General features: G+C 62.7%; 13 protein-coding genes. 6 read left to right on the top strand and 7 right to left on the bottom strand.

Annotated elements, in window-relative coordinates; translation table 11 throughout:
* Window positions 1-151: 151 nt before the first annotated feature.
* The 4 genes from mrdA to KAQ61_RS17465 form a co-directional block, all read right to left on the bottom strand.
* On the bottom strand, window positions 152-2209 hold the full coding sequence (gene mrdA, locus KAQ61_RS17480) for a penicillin-binding protein 2 (RefSeq protein ID WP_210929990.1): 2058 nt from the start codon (window positions 2207-2209) through the stop codon (window positions 152-154).
* A gap of 62 nt (window positions 2210-2271) precedes the next feature.
* The gene (mreD, locus tag KAQ61_RS17475) at window positions 2272-2790 is read right to left on the bottom strand and encodes a rod shape-determining protein MreD (RefSeq protein ID WP_042419113.1); all 519 of its coding nucleotides are present in this window, start codon (window positions 2788-2790) and stop codon (window positions 2272-2274) included.
* Entirely contained in the window at window positions 2787-3791 is a 1005-nt protein-coding gene (gene mreC, locus KAQ61_RS17470) for a rod shape-determining protein MreC (RefSeq protein ID WP_210929989.1), read from the bottom strand. Before mreC ends, mreD begins: the two co-directional genes overlap by 4 nt.
* A 150-nt stretch (window positions 3792-3941) precedes the next feature.
* Entirely contained in the window at window positions 3942-4985 is a 1044-nt protein-coding gene (locus KAQ61_RS17465) for a rod shape-determining protein (RefSeq protein WP_042419115.1), read from the bottom strand.
* A 222-nt stretch (window positions 4986-5207) separates the two neighbouring features.
* On the opposite strand from KAQ61_RS17465, the gene gatC reads away from it, so the two are divergent.
* The 4 genes from gatC to KAQ61_RS17445 all read left to right on the top strand — a co-directional run bounded on the left by gatC (window position 5208) and on the right by KAQ61_RS17445 (window position 9960).
* Entirely contained in the window at window positions 5208-5507 is a 300-nt protein-coding gene (gatC, locus tag KAQ61_RS17460; RefSeq protein ID WP_154164672.1) for an Asp-tRNA(Asn)/Glu-tRNA(Gln) amidotransferase subunit GatC, read from the top strand.
* A 21-nt stretch (window positions 5508-5528) separates the two neighbouring features.
* Complete coding sequence (gatA, locus tag KAQ61_RS17455) at window positions 5529-7031, top strand: Asp-tRNA(Asn)/Glu-tRNA(Gln) amidotransferase subunit GatA (RefSeq protein ID WP_210929988.1); 1503 nt, start codon at window positions 5529-5531, stop codon at window positions 7029-7031.
* Window positions 7032-7146: 115 nt separating this feature from the next.
* Entirely contained in the window at window positions 7147-8595 is a 1449-nt protein-coding gene (gene gatB / locus KAQ61_RS17450; protein ID WP_210929987.1) for an Asp-tRNA(Asn)/Glu-tRNA(Gln) amidotransferase subunit GatB, read from the top strand.
* A gap of 27 nt (window positions 8596-8622) precedes the next feature.
* Window positions 8623-9960, top strand: a complete 1338-nt coding sequence (locus KAQ61_RS17445; protein WP_210929986.1) for a hypothetical protein — start codon at window positions 8623-8625, stop codon at window positions 9958-9960.
* Window positions 9961-10409: 449 nt separating this feature from the next.
* Here the strand turns inward: KAQ61_RS17445 and KAQ61_RS17440 are convergent, their stop codons facing one another.
* From KAQ61_RS17440 to KAQ61_RS17430, 3 genes are all read right to left on the bottom strand, one after another.
* Window positions 10410-11336, bottom strand: coding sequence for an IS5 family transposase (locus tag KAQ61_RS17440; RefSeq protein WP_042419979.1), 927 nt, complete (start codon window positions 11334-11336; stop codon window positions 10410-10412).
* A 9-nt stretch (window positions 11337-11345) separates the two neighbouring features.
* Window positions 11346-12311, bottom strand: coding sequence for an IS481 family transposase (locus tag KAQ61_RS17435; RefSeq protein WP_047219922.1), 966 nt, complete (start codon window positions 12309-12311; stop codon window positions 11346-11348).
* Between the two features lie 600 nt (window positions 12312-12911).
* Complete coding sequence (locus KAQ61_RS17430; RefSeq protein ID WP_183303362.1) at window positions 12912-13886, bottom strand: tripartite tricarboxylate transporter substrate binding protein; 975 nt, start codon at window positions 13884-13886, stop codon at window positions 12912-12914.
* A gap of 404 nt (window positions 13887-14290) precedes the next feature.
* Between KAQ61_RS17430 and KAQ61_RS17425 the strand changes: the two genes are divergently transcribed.
* Window positions 14291-15337: a metal-dependent hydrolase gene (locus tag KAQ61_RS17425; protein ID WP_210929985.1), complete on the top strand. Its 1047-nt coding sequence runs from the start codon at window positions 14291-14293 to the stop codon at window positions 15335-15337.
* 661 nt (window positions 15338-15998) lie between these two features.
* The gene (locus KAQ61_RS17420; protein ID WP_210929984.1) at window positions 15999-16895 is read left to right on the top strand and encodes a DUF817 domain-containing protein; all 897 of its coding nucleotides are present in this window, start codon (window positions 15999-16001) and stop codon (window positions 16893-16895) included.
* Window positions 16896-17399: the final 504 nt, after the last annotated feature.

Raw genomic sequence — 17399 nt, 5'->3', positions numbered from 1 at the left:
ACCATCCCGGACGGCACGCCCGGTGCGGCACATCGCGCCCGACCTGCCGGTGCTGGATGTGCCCCCCATCGGTGACTGCCTGCAAGGGCTGGCGCTGCGGCCCACGCGGCGCCCGGATAGCCCAAGCTGTCCGGCCCACCCGGACTGGCGCTCAGTCCTCGACCTCGGGCTCGGCCGGATTGCTGTCCTGTGCGTGCGGCACCGCCAGGTCGCCGCCGCTCAAGGTTTCGAGGGCGCGCGGCGCCCCCAGGCTGGGCAGGTCCACGCGCTCGTAGCGGGCCATCATCTCCTTGCCACTGCGTGGTGTGCCAATGGGGGTGGTGGCCTGGCCCTTGCGCATGGCAGCCATGTCTTCTTCGCTGGGGTAATGGTCCAGCAACCAGTAGTCGAAGACCCGCCGCGCAATCGGCGCGGCCGCGGCGGCGCCGAAGCCCGCGTTTTCCACGATCAGCGCCAGGGCGATCTTGGGGTTTTCGGCTGGGGCATAGGCCATGTACAGCGAGTGGTCGCGCTGGTGCTCGGCCAGCTTGGCCGCGTTGTACTTGTCCTTCTGGCCAATGGTCACGGCCTGGGCCGTCCCCGTCTTGCCGCCCGAGGTGTAGGGCGCCCCGGCGAACACACGGCGAGCCGTGCCTTCGACCGTCACGGCCGCCACCGCGCTGCGCACGGCTTCGACGTGCTCGGGCTTGTAGCCCATGGGCGTGCCCGGCTCCTTGTACAGCGCCTCGTACTGGCGCGAGACCGCCCCCAGCGTCGCCTTGCCCAGGTGCGGGCGGTGCTGCACGCCATGGTTGGCCAGCATGGCGGTGGCGTTGGCCACCTGCAGCAGGGTGAAGTGGTTGTAGCCCTGGCCGATACCCAGGGAGATGGTTTCGCCCGCATACCACTTGCGCTGCTCGGGGCGCTTGTAGGTGTTGCGCTTCCACTCGGTGCTGGGCAGCACGCCACGGCCTTCGCCCTGCACATCGATGCCGGTCGGCCTGCCAAAGCCCATGGGCGAGAGGTAGTCGTGGATCATGTCCACGCCCATGTCGTTGGCCAGCATGTAGTAGTACACGTTGGACGATTTGATGATGGAGCGGCGCAGGTTGGTCGGCCCGTTGGGGTGGCCTGAGCGGAAGGTGTGGCCGCCAAAGGTCCAGCTGCCGTTGTCTTGGATGGTGGTGTCCACCTTGCGCTTGCCCGACTCCAGGCCGGCCAGGGCCATGAACGGCTTGTAGGTGGAACCTGGCGGGTAGGTGCCACGCAGCGCACGGTTGAGCAGGGGGCGGTCGATGGAGTTGTTCAGCAGGTCCCAGTTTTCCTGGTCGATGCCGTCGACGAACAGGTTCAGGTCGTAGGACGGCTTGCTGACCATGGCCAGCACTTCGCCATTGCGCGGGTCGATGGCCACCAGCGCGCCGCGGCGCTCGCCATACAGGTCTTCCACCAGTTTTTGCAGGCCCACATCCAGGGTCAGCACCACCGAATCGCCCGGCGTCGCTGGACGGCTGTTGAGGCGGCGCACGGCAAAGCCGCCGGCCGTGGTCTCCAACTGCTCCCAGCCGGTCAGGCCGTGCAGCTGCTTTTCGTAGCTTTGCTCGATGCCCAGCTTGCCGATGACTTCGGTGCCGCGGTAGTTCGCATAGTCGTCGCTGTCCTCCAGCGCTTCCTGCTCTTTCTGGTTGATGCGGCCGATGTAGCCCACCACGTGGCCGGCCACGTCCTGCAACGGGTAGTTGCGGAACCAGCGGGCCTTGATGTCCACGCCGGGAAAGCGCCAGCGCTGGGCCGCGAAGCGCGCCACTTCCTCGTCGGACAGGCGGCTGCGCAGCGGCACGGACTCGAATCGCTTGGAATCCTCCATCAGGCGGCGGAACTTGCGCCGGTCGCGGGGCGAGATCTCCACCAGCTCAGACAGGGCGTCGATGGTCTCGTCCATGTCCTTGACCTTGGAACGCGTGATCTCCAGCGTGTAGGCCGAGTAGTTGGTCGCCAGCACGATGCCGTTGCGGTCCAGGATCTGGCCCCGGTTGGGCACGATGGGCACCACGGCCGTGCGGTTGTTCTCGGCGCGCTCGGCAAAGGCGTCGTGGCGCACCACCTGCAGCACGAACAGGCGGAACAGCAGAATGCAGAACAGCAGCAGCACCAGCAATGCCACCGCGCCGACGCGCAGCCGGAACTTGTACTGCTCGGCTTCGCTGTTGCGTACCTCAAACCGGCCCATGGCAGCTCCTGCAAGTGCCCAGGGCGGGAAGAAAGCGGAAGAAGCCCGGCATCAGACAGCCCTTACAGCGGACGGTTGCTGTCCGCATCGGGGGCGCGGCGCTGCGGCGCCAGCAGCACGGCGCTCAGCAGGGGCCACAGCAGTGTCTCCAGCACTGGGGCCAGGGCCACCGAGAAGCCGGGGAACATGCCACCCGCCACCATGCGGATCAGCATCTGCAGCAGGTGGGCGCCGGCAAACATGGGCAGCACCTGCAGCGCCTGGGTCAACGGCGAGAACCACATCATGCGCCGGCTGGCACGCTGCGAGGCATAGACCACCAAAACATAAGTAAGCGCATGCTGACCCAGCAAGGCCGTCTGCTGCACATCGACCCCCAGGCCCAGCACAAACGCCACCCCCATGCCCAGACGGTGCGGATGGTGCAAGGCCCAGAAGGCCAGCACCATCATCAGCAGATCGGGCATCCAGACAAAGCCGCCCAGGGGCAGCAGGCTCAGCAGGAACACCAGGGCAATGCTGAAGACGATGAAACCGGGCTTGACCGGCATCAGCAGTTGCTGACCGCGCGGCATGATCATGGCTGGGCTCCTGGTCCTGGTCCTGGTCCTGGCAGGTTGCTGGCGCCGGCACGGCGCTGGGCAGATTTGTCTTCGCGCTGCGCCTTGGCCTCCTGCGGCGTGGGCACGCTGGGCTGCACCTCGGGCACATGGGCGGCTTTCAGCACGTTCAGCGGTGTCAGCACCATCACGTGGCGTGCGCCGTCCAGGCGGGCCACGGGTTCGCAGTAGATGCGCAGGAAAGGCGACTGGTTGCGCCGCTCCACCTCGATCACGCGGGCCACCGGCAAACCGGCCATGTAGACACCGTCCACGCCGCTGGTGACCAGCTCGTCGCCCACCTGCACATCCGCATCATTGGGCATGAAGCGCAGCTCCATGCCGTCGGTGCGCAGGTTGGAGGCATCGCCGTAGGCCACGCCCCGCACGCCGGTGCGCTCCACCATCACCGGGATCACCTGGTCTCGGTCGGACAGCAGGGTCACCTCGCTGGAGAACGGCTGCACGCGGGTCACCTGCCCCAGCACCCCGACATCGTCCATCACCGGGCTGCCGGGCTCGACGCCGGCCACTTGGCCCTTGTCCAGCACCACGCGGCGCGTGTAGCTGTCCGGGGTTTCGTACATGACCTCGGCCGCCACGGTGGGCACCACCAGGCGGGGACGCAGGCCCAGCAGGCTGCGCAGTTGCTGGTTTTCTTCCAGCAGCTGCTCGGCATTGTGGGCCTTGATGGTCATCTCGGTCATCAGGCGGCGTGCCTCCACGGCCTCGGCCTGGGCGGCATGCAGATCGCCGAAATAGGCCTTGCCGCTGGACAGCCAACCCACGGGCTGCATCACCGCCCATTGCAGGGGGAACAGCACCACGGAGACGGCCTGGCGCACGGGCTCGGTGAGCTTGAAGCGCACGTCGGCCAGCATCAGCATCACGGACAGGGCGCTGAGCAGCAGCACCCGCGTCGTGGGCGAGGTGCCGTGCTTAAAGAGGGAGGGCGCGTCGCGCTCCAGCGTTCTCAGGCTCATGCCGCCCCCCTCACGGGATGCGGCATTTCACGGACGGGCGAACCGCCCGACCTGCTGACTGCGCGAGCTTTCACAGAGAACATGGAGAACCATTCCAATCAGGGCCTACCGCCAGGGCATCCAGGGCCGCGCGGCAGGCCGTCAAGCGCATCAGTCGCTGGTGAAGATGCTGCCTTGGCGGTCCAGGCTGTCCAGGGCCATGCCGCAACCGCGCACCACGCAGGTCAGTGGCTCTTCGGCGACCAGCACGGGCAGGCCGGTTTCCTCGGCCAGCAGGCGGTCCAGGTCACGCAGCAGCGCGCCACCACCGGTCAGCATCATGCCGCGCTCGGCAATGTCGGCGCCCAGTTCGGGCGGCGTCTGCTCCAGCGCATTCTTCACGGCCGAGACGATCTGGTTCAGGGGTTCGGTCAGGGCTTCCAGCACCTCGTTGGAGCTGATGGTGAAGCTGCGCGGCACGCCTTCGGACAGGTTGCGGCCCTTGACTTCCAGTTCCTTGACTTCGGAGCCAGGGAAGGCCGAGCCGATCTGCTTCTTGATCAGTTCCGCCGTGGGTTCGCCGATCAGCATGCCGTAGTTGCGGCGGATGTAGCTGATGATGGCTTCGTCGAACTTGTCACCACCGACGCGCACCGAGCCCTTGTAGACCATGCCGCCCAGCGAGATCACGCCCACTTCGGTCGTGCCGCCACCGATGTCCACCACCATCGAGCCGGAGGCTTCCGACACGGGCAGACCGGCGCCGATACCGGCAGCCATGGGTTCCTCGATCAGGTACACAGCCGTGGCACCGGCGGCTTCGGCAGCGTCCTTGATGGCGCGGCGCTCCACCTGGGTCGAGCCGCAGGGCACGCAGATGATGATGCGCGGGCTGGGCGTCATCACATTGCGGGGGTGCACCATCTTGATGAACTGCTTGATCATCTGCTCGGTGATCACGAAGTCGGCGATCACGCCGTCCTTCATCGGGCGGATGGCTTCGATGTTGCCGGGCACCTTGCCCAGCATGGCCTTGGCTTCGGCGCCGACGGCCTGGATCACCTTCTTGCCGTGGGGACCGCCTTCGTGGCGGATGGCGACCACGGAAGGTTCGTCCAGCACAATGCCCTTGTCGCGGGCGAAGATCAGGGTGTTGGCAGTGCCAAGGTCAATGGCCAGATCGGTGGAGAAGTACCGACGGAAAGCTCCGAACATTCAATTTTCCTCTCAGGCACAGCATGCGCTTCGGCCTGCCATCGCCGGGGTGTAGATCAACAGGAATCAGGGGGAATCAGGGATTGGCTTTTCTACACAATCACCACCCTGCGGGGGTGCGAATCGTGCAAAGACAAGATAATACCGTATCCCCTGTGAATAACTCATGGCGGCGCATGCCGTCTGACAGCTTTACATCCGGTTTCGAACCGCAGAAAACCTATGGCACTCACCTCCCAAGACATTGACCGCATCGCCAACTTGGCGCGGCTTGCCCTCTCTCCAGAAGAAAGTGAGCGCATGCTATCGCAATTGAACGGATTTTTCGGCATCGTCGAGAAAATGCAGGCTGTGGATACCTCGGGCGTGCAGCCGCTGGCCCACCCCGTGGCAGCCATCCAGGACATCGCCCTGCGCCTGCGCGAGGATGTGGCCAGTGAACCCAACCAGCGTGAGGCCAATATGCGCAACGCCCCTGCGCAGGGCGAGGGCTTGTTCCTCGTGCCCAAGGTCATCGAATAAGCGCAAGGCACAGCATTTCCCATGAGCACTACCGAACTGCACCACCTGAGCGTGGCCGAGCTGGCCGCCCAGCTGAAGAACAAACACGTCTCCGCCGTCGAAGCGGCCCAGCACTTCCTGGCACGCGCCCAGGCGCACCAAAACCTTGGTGCCTTTGTGGCTATCGACGAAGCCACCACCCTGGCCCAGGCCCGGGCGGCCGATGCGCTGATCGCCTCCGGCCAGGGCGGCCGCCTGGCCGGCGTGCCGATCGCGCACAAGGACATCTTCGTCACCCAGGACTTCCCCACCACCGCCGCCAGCAAGATGCTGGCCGGCTACCAGTCGCCGTTTGACGCCACCGTGGTGCGCAAGCTGGGTGTCACCGAAGGTGGCGCCGGCATGGTGACCCTGGGCAAGCTCAACTGCGACGAATTCGCCATGGGCGGCGCCAACGAGAACTCCGCCATCGCCCCCGTGGGGTTCGATGCGCCCCAGCCCGTGCGCAACCCCTGGAACCCCGAGCGCGTGCCCGGTGGCTCCTCCGGCGGTTCTGCCGCCGCCGTGGCGGCCCGTCTGGCCCCAGCCGTGACCGGCACCGACACCGGTGGGTCGATCCGCCAGCCCGCCTCGTTCTGCGGCATCACCGGCATCAAGCCCACCTATGGCCGTGCCAGCCGCTACGGCATGATCGCCTTCGCCTCGTCCCTGGACCAGGCAGGCCCCATGGGCCGCAGCGCCGAAGACTGCGCGCTCTTGCTGAGCGAGATGTGCGGCCCCGATCTGGACCGTGACTCCACCAGCCTGGACCATCCCGCCGAAGACTTCACGCTGAAGCTCAACGACAGCATCGAAGGCCTGCGCATCGGCGTGCCCGCCGAGTTCTTTGGCGAAGGCCTGGCCGATGACGTGCGCGCCGCCGTGGATGCCGCGCTGAAGGCATACGAAAAGCTGGGCGCCAAGCTGGTGCCCATCAGCCTGCCGCGCACCGAGCTGTCCGTGCCCGTGTACTACATCCTGGCGCCGGCCGAGGCCTCGTCCAACCTGTCGCGCTTTGACGGCGTGAAGTTCGGCCACCGCGCCCAGCACTTCACCGACCTGAACGACATGTACAAGCAGACCCGCGCCGAAGGCTTTGGTGACGAGGTCAAGCGCCGCATCATGATCGGCGCCTACGTGCTGTCCGAGGGCTACTACGACGCCTACTACCTGCAGGCGCAGAAGATCCGCCGCATGATTGCCGACGACTTCCAGGCCGCGTTCAAGGACTGCGACGTCATCGCCGGCGCCGCCGCGCCCACCACCGCCTGGGCGATTGGTGGCAAGGCCGACCCCGTCAGCAACTACCTAGCCGACGTGTTCACCCTGCCCGCCTCGCTGGCCGGCCTGCCCGGTTTGAGCCTGCCTGCCGGCTTTGGCAACGGCGGCCTGCCCGTGGGCCTGCAGCTGATCGGCAACTACTTCTCGGAGGCCAAGCTGCTCAACGCCGCGCACCGCTTCCAGCAGGCCACGGACTTCCACCTGCAACGCCCCGCCGGTATCTAAACCATAGCTGCCAGCGCAAGCGGGATCAGCGCCAGAGGCCAAAAACACTATCAGCCTCTACCCCTCCCGCCGCGCTGCCAGCACAGCATGCACAGCAGCAAGGACACACGACAACATGACTGCGAAACTGATTCAGGGCTACGAAGTCGTCATCGGCTTTGAAACCCACGCCCAACTGGCGACCCAATCGAAGATCTTCAGCCGCGCCAGCACCGCCTTTGGCGCCGCGCCCAACACCCAGGCCTGCGCCGTGGACCTGGCCCTGCCCGGCACCCTGCCGGTGATGAACAAGCAGGCCGTGGAATGCGCCATCAAGCTGGGCCTGGCCCTGGGCTCCCACATCGCGCCGCGCAGCATCTTCGCACGCAAGAACTACTTCTACCCCGACCTGCCCAAGGGCTACCAGATCTCCCAGTTCGAGATCCCCGTGGTGCAAGGCGGTGAGGTCAGCTTCTACGTCGGCGACAAGCAGCACACCGTGCGCCTGGTGCGCGCCCACCTGGAAGAAGACGCCGGCAAGTCCGTGCACGACCAGTTCCCCAGCGAATCCGGCATCGACCTGAACCGCGCCGGCACACCGCTGCTGGAAATCGTGACCGAACCCGATATCCGCAGCACCGAAGAAGCCGTGGCCTACGCCAAGGAACTGCACAAGATCGTCACCTGGATCGGCATCTGCGACGGCAACATGCAGGAAGGCTCGTTCCGCTGCGACGCCAACGTGTCCGTGCGCAAGCCCGGCGCCCCCCTGGGCACCCGCCGCGAGATCAAGAACCTGAACTCGTTCAAGAACATGCAGATCGCCATCGACTACGAGATCCGCTGGCAGATCGAGCAGATCGAGGACGGCTACAGCATCCAGCAGGCCACCGTGCTGTTCAACCCCGACACCGGCGAAACCCGCGCCATGCGCACCAAGGAAGACGCGGCCGACTACCGCTACTTCCCCGATCCCGACCTGCCCCCGCTGGTCGTGGCCGACAGCTGGGTGCAGCAGGTCAAGGGCGCCATGCCCGAACTGCCGCGCGCCATGGCCGCGCGCTTTGTCGAGCAGTACGCCCTGCCCGAGTACGACGCCACCACCCTGACCCAGTCGCAAGCCATGGCCGCCTACTTTGAGCGCACCGCCCAGGCCTGCGGCCAGGCCAAGCTGGCCAGCAACTGGGTGATGGGCGAAATCTCGCGCCGCCTGAACACCGAGGAAATCGGCATGGACGCGGTCAAGGTCAGCAGCGAACAGCTGGCCGCCCTGATCGGCCGCATCAGCGACGGCACCATCAGCAACAACGCCGCCAAGCAGGTGTTTGAAGCGCTGTGGACGGGTGAAGGCGCTGACGTGGACGCCGTCATCGACGCCAAGGGCCTCAAGCAGATGAACGACACCGGCGCGCTGGAAGCCATCATCGACGAGGTGATCGCCGCCAATCCCGGCAACGTCGAGCAATACCGCGCGGGAAAGGACAAGGCGTTCAACGCCCTGGTCGGGCAGGTGATGAAGGCGTCCAAGGGGAAGGCGAATCCCGGGCAAGTCAATGAGCTGTTGAAGGCAAAATTGATCGCATAAAAAAGATCGTTACAAGCCACGCATTGCGTGGCTTTTTTTTATAAAAAAATGAGACAAGAAATTCACCAAACAAACGAAGTCTTCACCCCTAGCAAGCCTGCGAAGAAGACTTTTATTGAACGAGAAACTGTTCGCGAAAAATTAGTCCGAGCCCTAATGACCCCAGGAAAGCAGATCGTCGTGTTCGGTCATTCCGGTGTTGGGAAAAGCACACTTTTACAAAACAAACTTCTTCAAACCTACGAGCATCACATTACTACCAGATGTATGCGAGGAATGAAATTTGATCAAATCATTTTTGATGCGTTTTCACAGCTAGACTCTTACTACATATCAGAGAAAACTCAAAAAAATGAAATAGGCTTTAAAATATCCGTCGAGCCTCCAAAACTTTTCACAGATATAAAAAGTCAGTTCGAGATCCATAGAAAATCAGAAGGTCAAAATAAACTAACACCAATTATTCCACCGCAACTTACCCCTCCTACGCTTGGAAAATTAATTGGTGAAAGCAATGCCTGCTGGGTTATTGAAGATTTCCATAAGATTGAAGATGGAGAAAAGCATTATCTATCTCAACTTATGAAGGTTTTCATGGATTTATCAGATGATTATCCATCATTGAAAATAATTGCAATCGGCGCAACAAATACAGCTAGACAAGTCATTGATTATGACCCTGAAATGAAACATCGCGTTTCAGAGATTCACGTCCCATTAATGACTGCAGAAGAAATAAAATCAATAGTTGTAAAAGGAGAAGCCCTTCTCAACATAGGATTCCCAGAATTATTTAAAAATCTAATTGTTCAACACTCTGCAGGAATGGCTTCTGTTGCACATACTCTCTGTTTGAACATTTGCTATTCCGCGAATGTTCTAGAAACAGCACCCTCCTCAATAAAAATAACAAAGAAAAATTGGGATGAGGCACTTCTCAGCTATATAGAAGAATCCTCTGACAATATTCAAAGCTCGTTCGAAAAAGCGCTGAATCAAAAGAGAAAATCAAAATTTCATCACGAAAAAATAATCATCCAAGCTTTGTGTGACTTTAAGAATGGCGAAGCAGGTCGATTAGATTTATTGCAAAAAATCCAACGCGAGTTCCCTGAATACCCAAACACCGGATTCAAACAACGCTTAGAAAAATTAAGCCTTCCAGAAAAAGGGCGAATTTTGAAGTTCAATGAAAACTCTGGCACATTTTCTTTTTACGATCCGATCTACCATGCTTATGCACTTGCGCATAGGCGTGCAATTTTCGAGTCTAAGGAAAACTCCAGCATATCGCCAGAAGTAACTGCTTTTTTAGAAGCCTTGGAAGAACTACTCAGCAAAAACAAGCCTGCCGAGGTTGAGTAATCGAGTGTTTAAATGCGCCAGTACTTCGTTCTCGGACGACTTACTTTCTTGTTGCGCAACAAGAAAGTAAGCACAGAAATGCTCCCTGCTGCCCGCGACCCTTCGCTGTGCGCTGCGGCACGGGCAGCAGGGAGTTAAACGACCGGCAAGGGCTGTGCTTTCAGTGAAAAGCCGTTGATTTTTCCCGACGGTCGCGACGCGCTTTCAAGCCAGCGTGCAGGAACTTGAAGCGTTTTTGGCCTCTAGCCCAATATTCACCTGCGTCAGCAGCTATCAGTTTCACTGCAGCCTGGCTTCCTCTCCATCAACCCTTCTGACTGCGCCAAGGCGCGCAGACCCCGGGACGGGCGGGTGTGCCGAAGGACACACCCGCTTCGTAGACTGATCCGCCGCGGGGCGCTGTTGCATAAATCCAATTTGAGGCGATTGACCCCAACCCCCAGCCGTGGCTATGCCACGGCTGCCGTCTGAGGACGGCCAAGTTCAGTAAATCGATTCAAGATGGCTGCTCGGATATGCAGCTCGTTCACTTGGCGTTCAAAGGTGCGGGACATCACCCGCTCGCCCAAACGTTTGATGCAGTTCATCTTGGCTTCCACCAAGCTTCGCCGGTGGTAGCCAATCCAGCGTTTCCATATACTTCGCCCCAGCCGCCTGCACGCAGCAATCGCTGCATTGCGGCGCTCGAACACAGCACCCCTGCGCACTCGTGCATTCTTGCGGGGAGGAATGATGGGGATTGCACCGTGCCTGATGACCGCTTCATAGGCGGGCTGTGTATCGTAGGCGCCATCACCGATAAGACTTTGAAGCGTTTCATCGGGCGGCAGTTGCTCCAGCAAGTCGCTGAGCACTGAGGCATCACTGACGTTATTACTCGTCACGCAGATGGCCCGAATCTGCAAGGTATCCGCATCGATACCAATGTGCAGCTTACGCCATTGACGGCGGTATTCAGCGCCGTGCTTTTTGCATTTCCACTCGCCTTCACCCAGAAACTTGATGCCTGTCGAATCAACCAGCAGGTGCAAGCCTGCTTTACTGCGGGTGTACGGAATCTGGACATCCAAATCTCGCTGCCGCCTGCACAGGGTGCTGAAGTCTGGAGAGGACCAGGCAAGGCCACACAGTTGCAGCACCGACTCCACCAAGCCTGTAGTTTGTCTCAGCGCCAAGCCAAACAGGTTCTTGAGCGTCAAACAGAATTGAATGGCAGCATCCGAGAACTTCGGGCTTCGCCCGCGTTTGCCGCTTGCAGCGGCAAACCAACACATGCGCTTGTCCAGCCACACCGTCAAAGAGCCGCGGGCCTTGAGAGCTGCGTTGTACTGTTTCCAGTTTGTGGTGCGGTAGCGGGGCTTACGGGAGTGGCTCATGCCGCAAGCCTACCTGTCAGGTCCCGGATGATTACGCACGTTCTTGACGAATAAATCAGGTGCTTTCATCTTCCATTTTTTGAGTGCTTGGACTGGGGCTTCATGCCCCAGTGCCTTTTGTGGCAAGTGGTGGTTGTACAGCCAGACAAACCTGTGCAGTGTCTTCTCCAAATCCTCTGCGCTGTTGAAGTGATGCGAGCGCAGCACCTGGCTCAGGCGGCCATTGAAGCGCTCAACCATGCCGTTGGTTTGTGGCGTCTTTGGCTTGGTCAGCCGATGCTCTATCCCCAATGCTTGGCATAACTGGTCGAATTCGTGCTCGCCTGAGGGCTGACGTGTGCGGCTTCCAAACAATCGGTCTGTGAACTCTTTGCCGTTGTCGGTGAGGATGGTGTGGATCTTGAACGCTGCAGCTTTGCGTACGGCAGCCAAGAAGGCTTTGGCGGATGCTGCCGTCTTGTGCTGCTTGATATCAATGAACACCCAGCGTGTAGCTCGATCGATGGCAACAAAAACATAGCGGCGCTTGTCCTCATCGTGCATCTGGGGCAGGTACTTCACATCTACATGTACATAGCCAGGCTCATACGCCTTGAAGGGTTTGTGCTCGCCCTCAGGCTTGGGCTGTACGGGCAATCTGGAGTGGCCTCGTCTGCGCAGCAAGCGATCCAGCGCCGAGCGGCTCATGGCAGGCTCAATGAACTCTCGCACCACCGCCAATAAGTCATCCAGAGGTAGCCGCAGCTGGCTGCGCAGATAAATAACCAGCTCTTCCTGCCCTGCATTGAGAGTCGTTTGCAGGCGGTGGGCCGTGTGGCTGGCGTCATGCACCGTGGTTCTGCCCCGCCACTTACGCACGGTCCCTATGCCAATGCCGTATTGCTGCGCCAACTCTCGATCAGTACCACTGGCTTGCTGCAATGCCAAACGGGTGGCAGGTGTGGTCGTAGCGTTCTTATGAAGGCTGATCAGCATGGCAACTCCTTGGCACGGGATTGCCATGTTGCCAGAACTGCTTGCAGTACCTCTCGGCCATGCAGCATCAGCATGGCAACTCCTTGGCACGGGATTGCCATGTTGCCAGAACTGCTTGCAGTACCTCTCGGCCATGCAGCAACGGACGCTTGTTTTTAAGCAGCCAATCGTCCGGGACCCGACACCTACCGCTTGCTGAGCAACGATTTATGCAACAACGCCCCGCCGCGGCTGTTTGAGCGGAGCGGCCTGCCGCGCAGCGAGTTCCGCGGCGCCGCCCCGGGGTCGAGCACCGCGGCTGCCCCGATGCGCAGCATCGGGGTCGCAGGCAGAGGGCCGCCTTTTCTTTGGTTCCTTTCTTTTGGCGGAGCAAAAGAAAGGAACTGCGCCGCCGGGCGCACATCCCGGCCCGCTGCGCCCCGCGCATCCCCAAACACCAGCCAAGAGGCGCAGCGCCAAGACAGCACAGCCGAAAAGCGCTTCTCCCTCAGCCCCCTAGGACTTAAAGCCTTTTTGGCCTCCAGCCCAGTCCGCACCTGCACTACCAGCTATCACTTTCAATGAAAGCACCTCAGCAGGCGGTGCACCCGGACACGCGCCTCAGTCCACCGAAGCCCCCGACTGCTTCACCGCCTGCCCCCACTGCGTGATCTCCGCCGCCACAAACGCATCCATCTCCGCCGGCGTGGTGGGCACGGCCTCCGAACCGCGGTCGCTGATGAACTTGCGCATCTCGGGGCTGCGCAGGATGGCCACGGTTTCGCGGTTGAGTTTGTCGATGATGTCCTTGGGGGTGCCCTTGGGCGCCATCAGGCCCAGCCAGCCCACGGCCTCGAAGCCACGGAACTCGGGCAGTCCAGATTCGGCGATGGTGGGCACCTCGGGCAACTGGCTGGATCGGGTGCTGGAAGTCACGCCCAAGGGGATGGCCTTGCCGGCCTGGATGTTGGCCAGGGCGGCGGTGACTGAATCCACCATCAGCGGCACTTGCCCGCCCAAAAAGTCGGCCTGCGCCGGGCCGCTGCCCTTGTAGGGGATGTGCTCGATCTGCAGCTTGGCGCGCGCCTTGACCATCTCGCCGCTCAGGTGCTGGGTGCCACCGATGCCGGCACTGGCGTAGTTCCAACGCCCGGGCTCGGCACGGGCCTTGTCCACCAGGTCTTTCATGCTGCGCACGCCCACGCTGGGGTGGGCCAGGAAGACCAAGGGCACCTTGGCAATCAGGCTGATGCCCACCAGGTCCACACGCGGGTCGAAGTTCACCTTTTTGTACAGCGTCTGGTTCACGGCCATGGCGCTGCCGGCGACCAGCAGGGTGTAGCCGTCGGCGGGGCTGCGCACCACCTGCTCACTGCCGATGTTGCTGCCCGCGCCGGCTTTGTTTTCCACGACCAGGGGCTGGCCCAGGGATTGGCCCAACTTTTCAGCCAGGGCGCGGGCAAAGATGTCGGTCGCCTGCCCGGGTGGGAAGGGCACGATCAATTTGATGGGTTTGTCGGGGTAGGCCGCAGCCACCGGGGCCGCAAAAGTCGTGGCAGCGCAGGTCGCGGCCGCCAGAAGCAGGGTTTTGTGCATCGTGTTGTCTCCTGCCATCCAGCTTAGTCCGTCGCCCACGCTGCCGCATCGCGACAATCCCGCAAGCCCCAGGGCAGGATGCCTCCCGCGGAATTGTTGGCCGTTGTGCCACCTTGCCCCATATCAGCAGGCATCCGCCGCTGTCCATCTCGCTGCGATCAACGCGACAGTGGATGGGTCACGCGGCCCTCTGATGTGTGGGGCACTTGGGTTGGGCGCGCCCCACATCACCTGCGCCGCCGGGCGCCTCCCGGCCACAGCCAGACCACCAGGCAAGTCACCTGTAAAGCCACCACACACAGAACTTTTCCCTGCCCAGCCCGCCTAATACGGGCAACGTCTGCGCTTCGCCCTGGCCCGCGCCGGCCCTCACCCTGCAACACCTTCGCGAGAACCCCCACCCTATGGACTCTCTGACCCAAGCCGTGCTCGGCGCCAGTGTGACCGTGGCCGTCATGGGCCGCCGCACGTCCTTTGCCAAGGCTGCCCTGGTGGGCGCCGTGGCGGGCACGGTGCCCGATCTGGATGTGCTGATCGACCATGGCGACGATCTGCTGAACATGGTGCGCCACCGGGCCGAGTCGCATGCGCTGTTCTTTCTGACGCTGGCGGCGCCGCTGTTCGGCTGGCTGACGCACCAGCTTGTAGACCGCAAGGCCCCTGCGGGGGCGCCCAATCTGACGTGGCGCTGGAGCCTGGCCTGGCTGCTGGCCCTGCTGACGCACGTGGGCATCGACGCCATGACCAGCTATGGCACGCAGTTCCTGCAACCCTTCACCGACCACGCCTTTGCCGTGGGCAGCGTGTTCATCATCGATCCGCTCTACACCCTGCCACTGCTGCTGGGCCTGCTGTGGTCCGGCCTGCGCGCGCGGCGCGGGGTGGACTGGCGCGGGCCCAACCGCTGGGCGCTGGTCTTCAGCTGCTGCTATTTGCTGTGGAGCGTGGGCGCCCAGCACCAGGTGCGCGGTGTGGCGCAGCAGGCCCTGGCCGATCAAGGCGTGCCGGACGCGCAGTTGTTTGTCTATGCCACGCCGTTCAACACCGTGCTGTGGCGGGTGCTGGCGATCACGCCCACGCACAGCTACGAAGGTTTTTACAGCCTGCTGGACCAGGGGCAGCACATCCCCCTGACCGCCACGCAACGCGGCCAGGAATACCTGCAGCGCTGGGCCAGCGTGCCGGCGGTGCAGGCCATGCAGCGCTTCACCCAGGGCCCCATCCGCATGGAACTGCGCGACGGCCGCGTGCTGCTGACCGACCTGCGCATGGGCCAGGAGCCGCACTACAGCTTTGTCTTCGACCTGGGCACGCCCGCGCAGCTGGATGCCGGGCAAACCCAGCCGCACAAGGTCAGCGCCGTGCTGTCGTCCGGCTTGGACCTGGCTGGCCTGGTTGATCGCATCCTGGGGCGTGATCTGCGTGCCCCCGTCGCGCCGGTGCACCCATAAGCGCAGGCCGCACGGAGACTCGCGTTTTCTAAAAAATGAGCATCCAGCGCTGACTGGATCAGCGCCAGCCGCCCATTTCATCCAAAGTAGCGAACACCACCCTCGGTACACCGTAGCTGCGCCTGGCCGTACCCGGCGTACTGTCTGCGGCTTCACGCCTTGTCGCTACCGCCCACCTGTGGTGGGCGGGGTGGTGTTGGCCACGCTCAAAACCTGGTCGCCCCGCCAGCGCCACCGGCTCAACACCCCGTAGCGGGCATCCCAGCGCGTGCGCGTGCCAAGACGCGCACGCTTTCGGGTTTGCTTCTGATTCCCGGCAGTGGTTTGAACGGAGTGACGCCGTCGCACAGGGCGCTCTGCCGGACCACCCGCTGCCAGCGTCGTCTTGTCTTGGGTCTCCACGCACATGGCTGCGCACGATACGTGGCGCCCCGCGCAAGCGCGAACCCCGGCTTCTTTGGACGCAGCAAAAGCAATCGGGTCGCTGCCAGGCGCCTTCTGCCCCCTGTCGCAAGCACCCGCGCAGCATCAAAAAGCGCCACAGACCGCATCCGCACGCCGCCGCCCATGGTGCGCCCTGCCACAGCACCGCCACCGCCCCAAGGCATACTCCCCCCTCACGCCCAACCCGTCCCATCCGCACCACCGCGCCCCCCCTCGCATGTCCGCCACGCCCCTGCCAACCGCAGCCCCTGCCAGCGCCAGCACCCTGGCCTCCCTCAACGCCCTGGACGATTTCCTCCTGCACCCGCCGCGCCACTGGCAGCCGCGTGGGCTGCAGCGTGCGGGGCTGGAGTTTCTGTGGTTCGGCATCAAGGAGGCGCGCAGCTGCCTGTTTGTGGGCCTGTTCTTCCTGGCCGTGTTCGCCGTGCCGCGTGCGGGCGTGCTGGGCCTGCCACGCTACGACGTGCTGCTGCTGGCGGCCCTGGCCATCCAGATCGCCATGGTGGCCACCAAACTGGAGACCTGGGACGAGCTGAAGGCCATCTCCCTGTTCCACATCGTGGGCTTCGCGCTGGAGGTGTTCAAGACTTCCAGCGGCATCAAGTCCTGGGCCTACCCCGACTTCGCCTACACCAAGCTCTGGGGCGTGCCGCTGTTCTCGGGCTTCATGTACGCGGCCGTGGGCAGCTACATCATCCAGGCCTGGCGCCTGTTCGACCTGCGCATCCACCACCATCCGCCGCACTGGATGGCAGCGCTGATCGCGGTGCTGATCTACGCCAACTTCTTCACCCACCACTACATCGGCGACTACCGCTGGTACCTGGCAGCCTGCGCCCTGGGCCTGTACGCACGCACCACGGTGGTGTTCCGCCCGCTGGACCGCGACCGCCAGATGCCGCTGCTGCTGGCCTTTGTGCTGATCGGCTTCTTCATCTGGCTGGCCGAGAACATCTCCACCTTCGCCGGGGTCTGGAGCTACCCCAACCAGCTGGGCGCCTGGTCGGCCGTGCACGTGGGCAAGTGGAGTTCGTGGTCCATGCTGGTGGTGATGACCTTCACCATCGTGGCCAACCTCAAGCACATCAAGACCAAGATCCACGTGCCGCACTGAGGCGCTGCTGCGCATCTGGAGCGGCCATGGGCCCGGCCACCAGCGTGGAGGGTGTGCGCTGCAAAGTTCTTTTCAACCTCCCCCGGCGCGGTGCCGCGCGACGACCCGGTCAGAGGCCGAGGGGCTGCTTCCCTGTCGGACCGGCTGCACAGTGCTTTGCAGCGGGCATGCCCCAAGGCATGGGCATGCCAAGACGCGCAAGCGCATGGCGGTTCTTGGTCCTGAAGGCGGTCTGTCTGCAGGCCGTGCCGCCGCAGCGCAGTCCAACCCACGGCACTGCCTGCGGCCACCGTTGTCTGCTCTGGGACCTTTACACGGCGGCGGCGCATTCGGCCTTCCATCCCTACGCCAGCGCGCACCCCGGTTCTGTGGCCACCGCTCCAGCCATCGGAGCAGCGCCAGGCGTTTGCGTGGTTTGATCCACCCCATAGCGCCACAGCCACCGCCCCTGGCACGGAGGTCCGCCCGCAGGCATCAGACGAACCACGTCCAGCGCCCGATGAT

This window comes from Comamonas aquatica, from assembly GCF_018064205.1.
Taxonomy (GTDB): Bacteria; Pseudomonadota; Gammaproteobacteria; order Burkholderiales; family Burkholderiaceae_C; genus Comamonas; species Comamonas aquatica.
This window is presented reverse-complemented; position numbering and strand designations above follow the sequence as displayed.

Coding starts and splice junctions, on each gene's coding strand:
- mrdA (WP_210929990.1), bottom strand. CDS start 2,209: ATGGGCCGGTTTGAGGTACGCAACAGCGAAGCCGAGCAGTACAAGTTC.
- mreD (WP_042419113.1), bottom strand. CDS start 2,790: ATGATCATGCCGCGCGGTCAGCAACTGCTGATGCCGGTCAAGCCCGGT.
- mreC (WP_210929989.1), bottom strand. CDS start 3,791: ATGAGCCTGAGAACGCTGGAGCGCGACGCGCCCTCCCTCTTTAAGCAC.
- KAQ61_RS17465 (WP_042419115.1), bottom strand. CDS start 4,985: ATGTTCGGAGCTTTCCGTCGGTACTTCTCCACCGATCTGGCCATTGAC.
- gatC (WP_154164672.1), top strand. CDS start 5,208: ATGGCACTCACCTCCCAAGACATTGACCGCATCGCCAACTTGGCGCGG.
- gatA (WP_210929988.1), top strand. CDS start 5,529: ATGAGCACTACCGAACTGCACCACCTGAGCGTGGCCGAGCTGGCCGCC.
- gatB (WP_210929987.1), top strand. CDS start 7,147: ATGACTGCGAAACTGATTCAGGGCTACGAAGTCGTCATCGGCTTTGAA.
- KAQ61_RS17440 (WP_042419979.1), bottom strand. CDS start 11,336: ATGAGCCACTCCCGTAAGCCCCGCTACCGCACCACAAACTGGAAACAG.
- KAQ61_RS17435 (WP_047219922.1), bottom strand. CDS start 12,311: ATGCTGATCAGCCTTCATAAGAACGCTACGACCACACCTGCCACCCGT.
- KAQ61_RS17430 (WP_183303362.1), bottom strand. CDS start 13,886: ATGCACAAAACCCTGCTTCTGGCGGCCGCGACCTGCGCTGCCACGACT.
- KAQ61_RS17425 (WP_210929985.1), top strand. CDS start 14,291: ATGGACTCTCTGACCCAAGCCGTGCTCGGCGCCAGTGTGACCGTGGCC.
- KAQ61_RS17420 (WP_210929984.1), top strand. CDS start 15,999: ATGTCCGCCACGCCCCTGCCAACCGCAGCCCCTGCCAGCGCCAGCACC.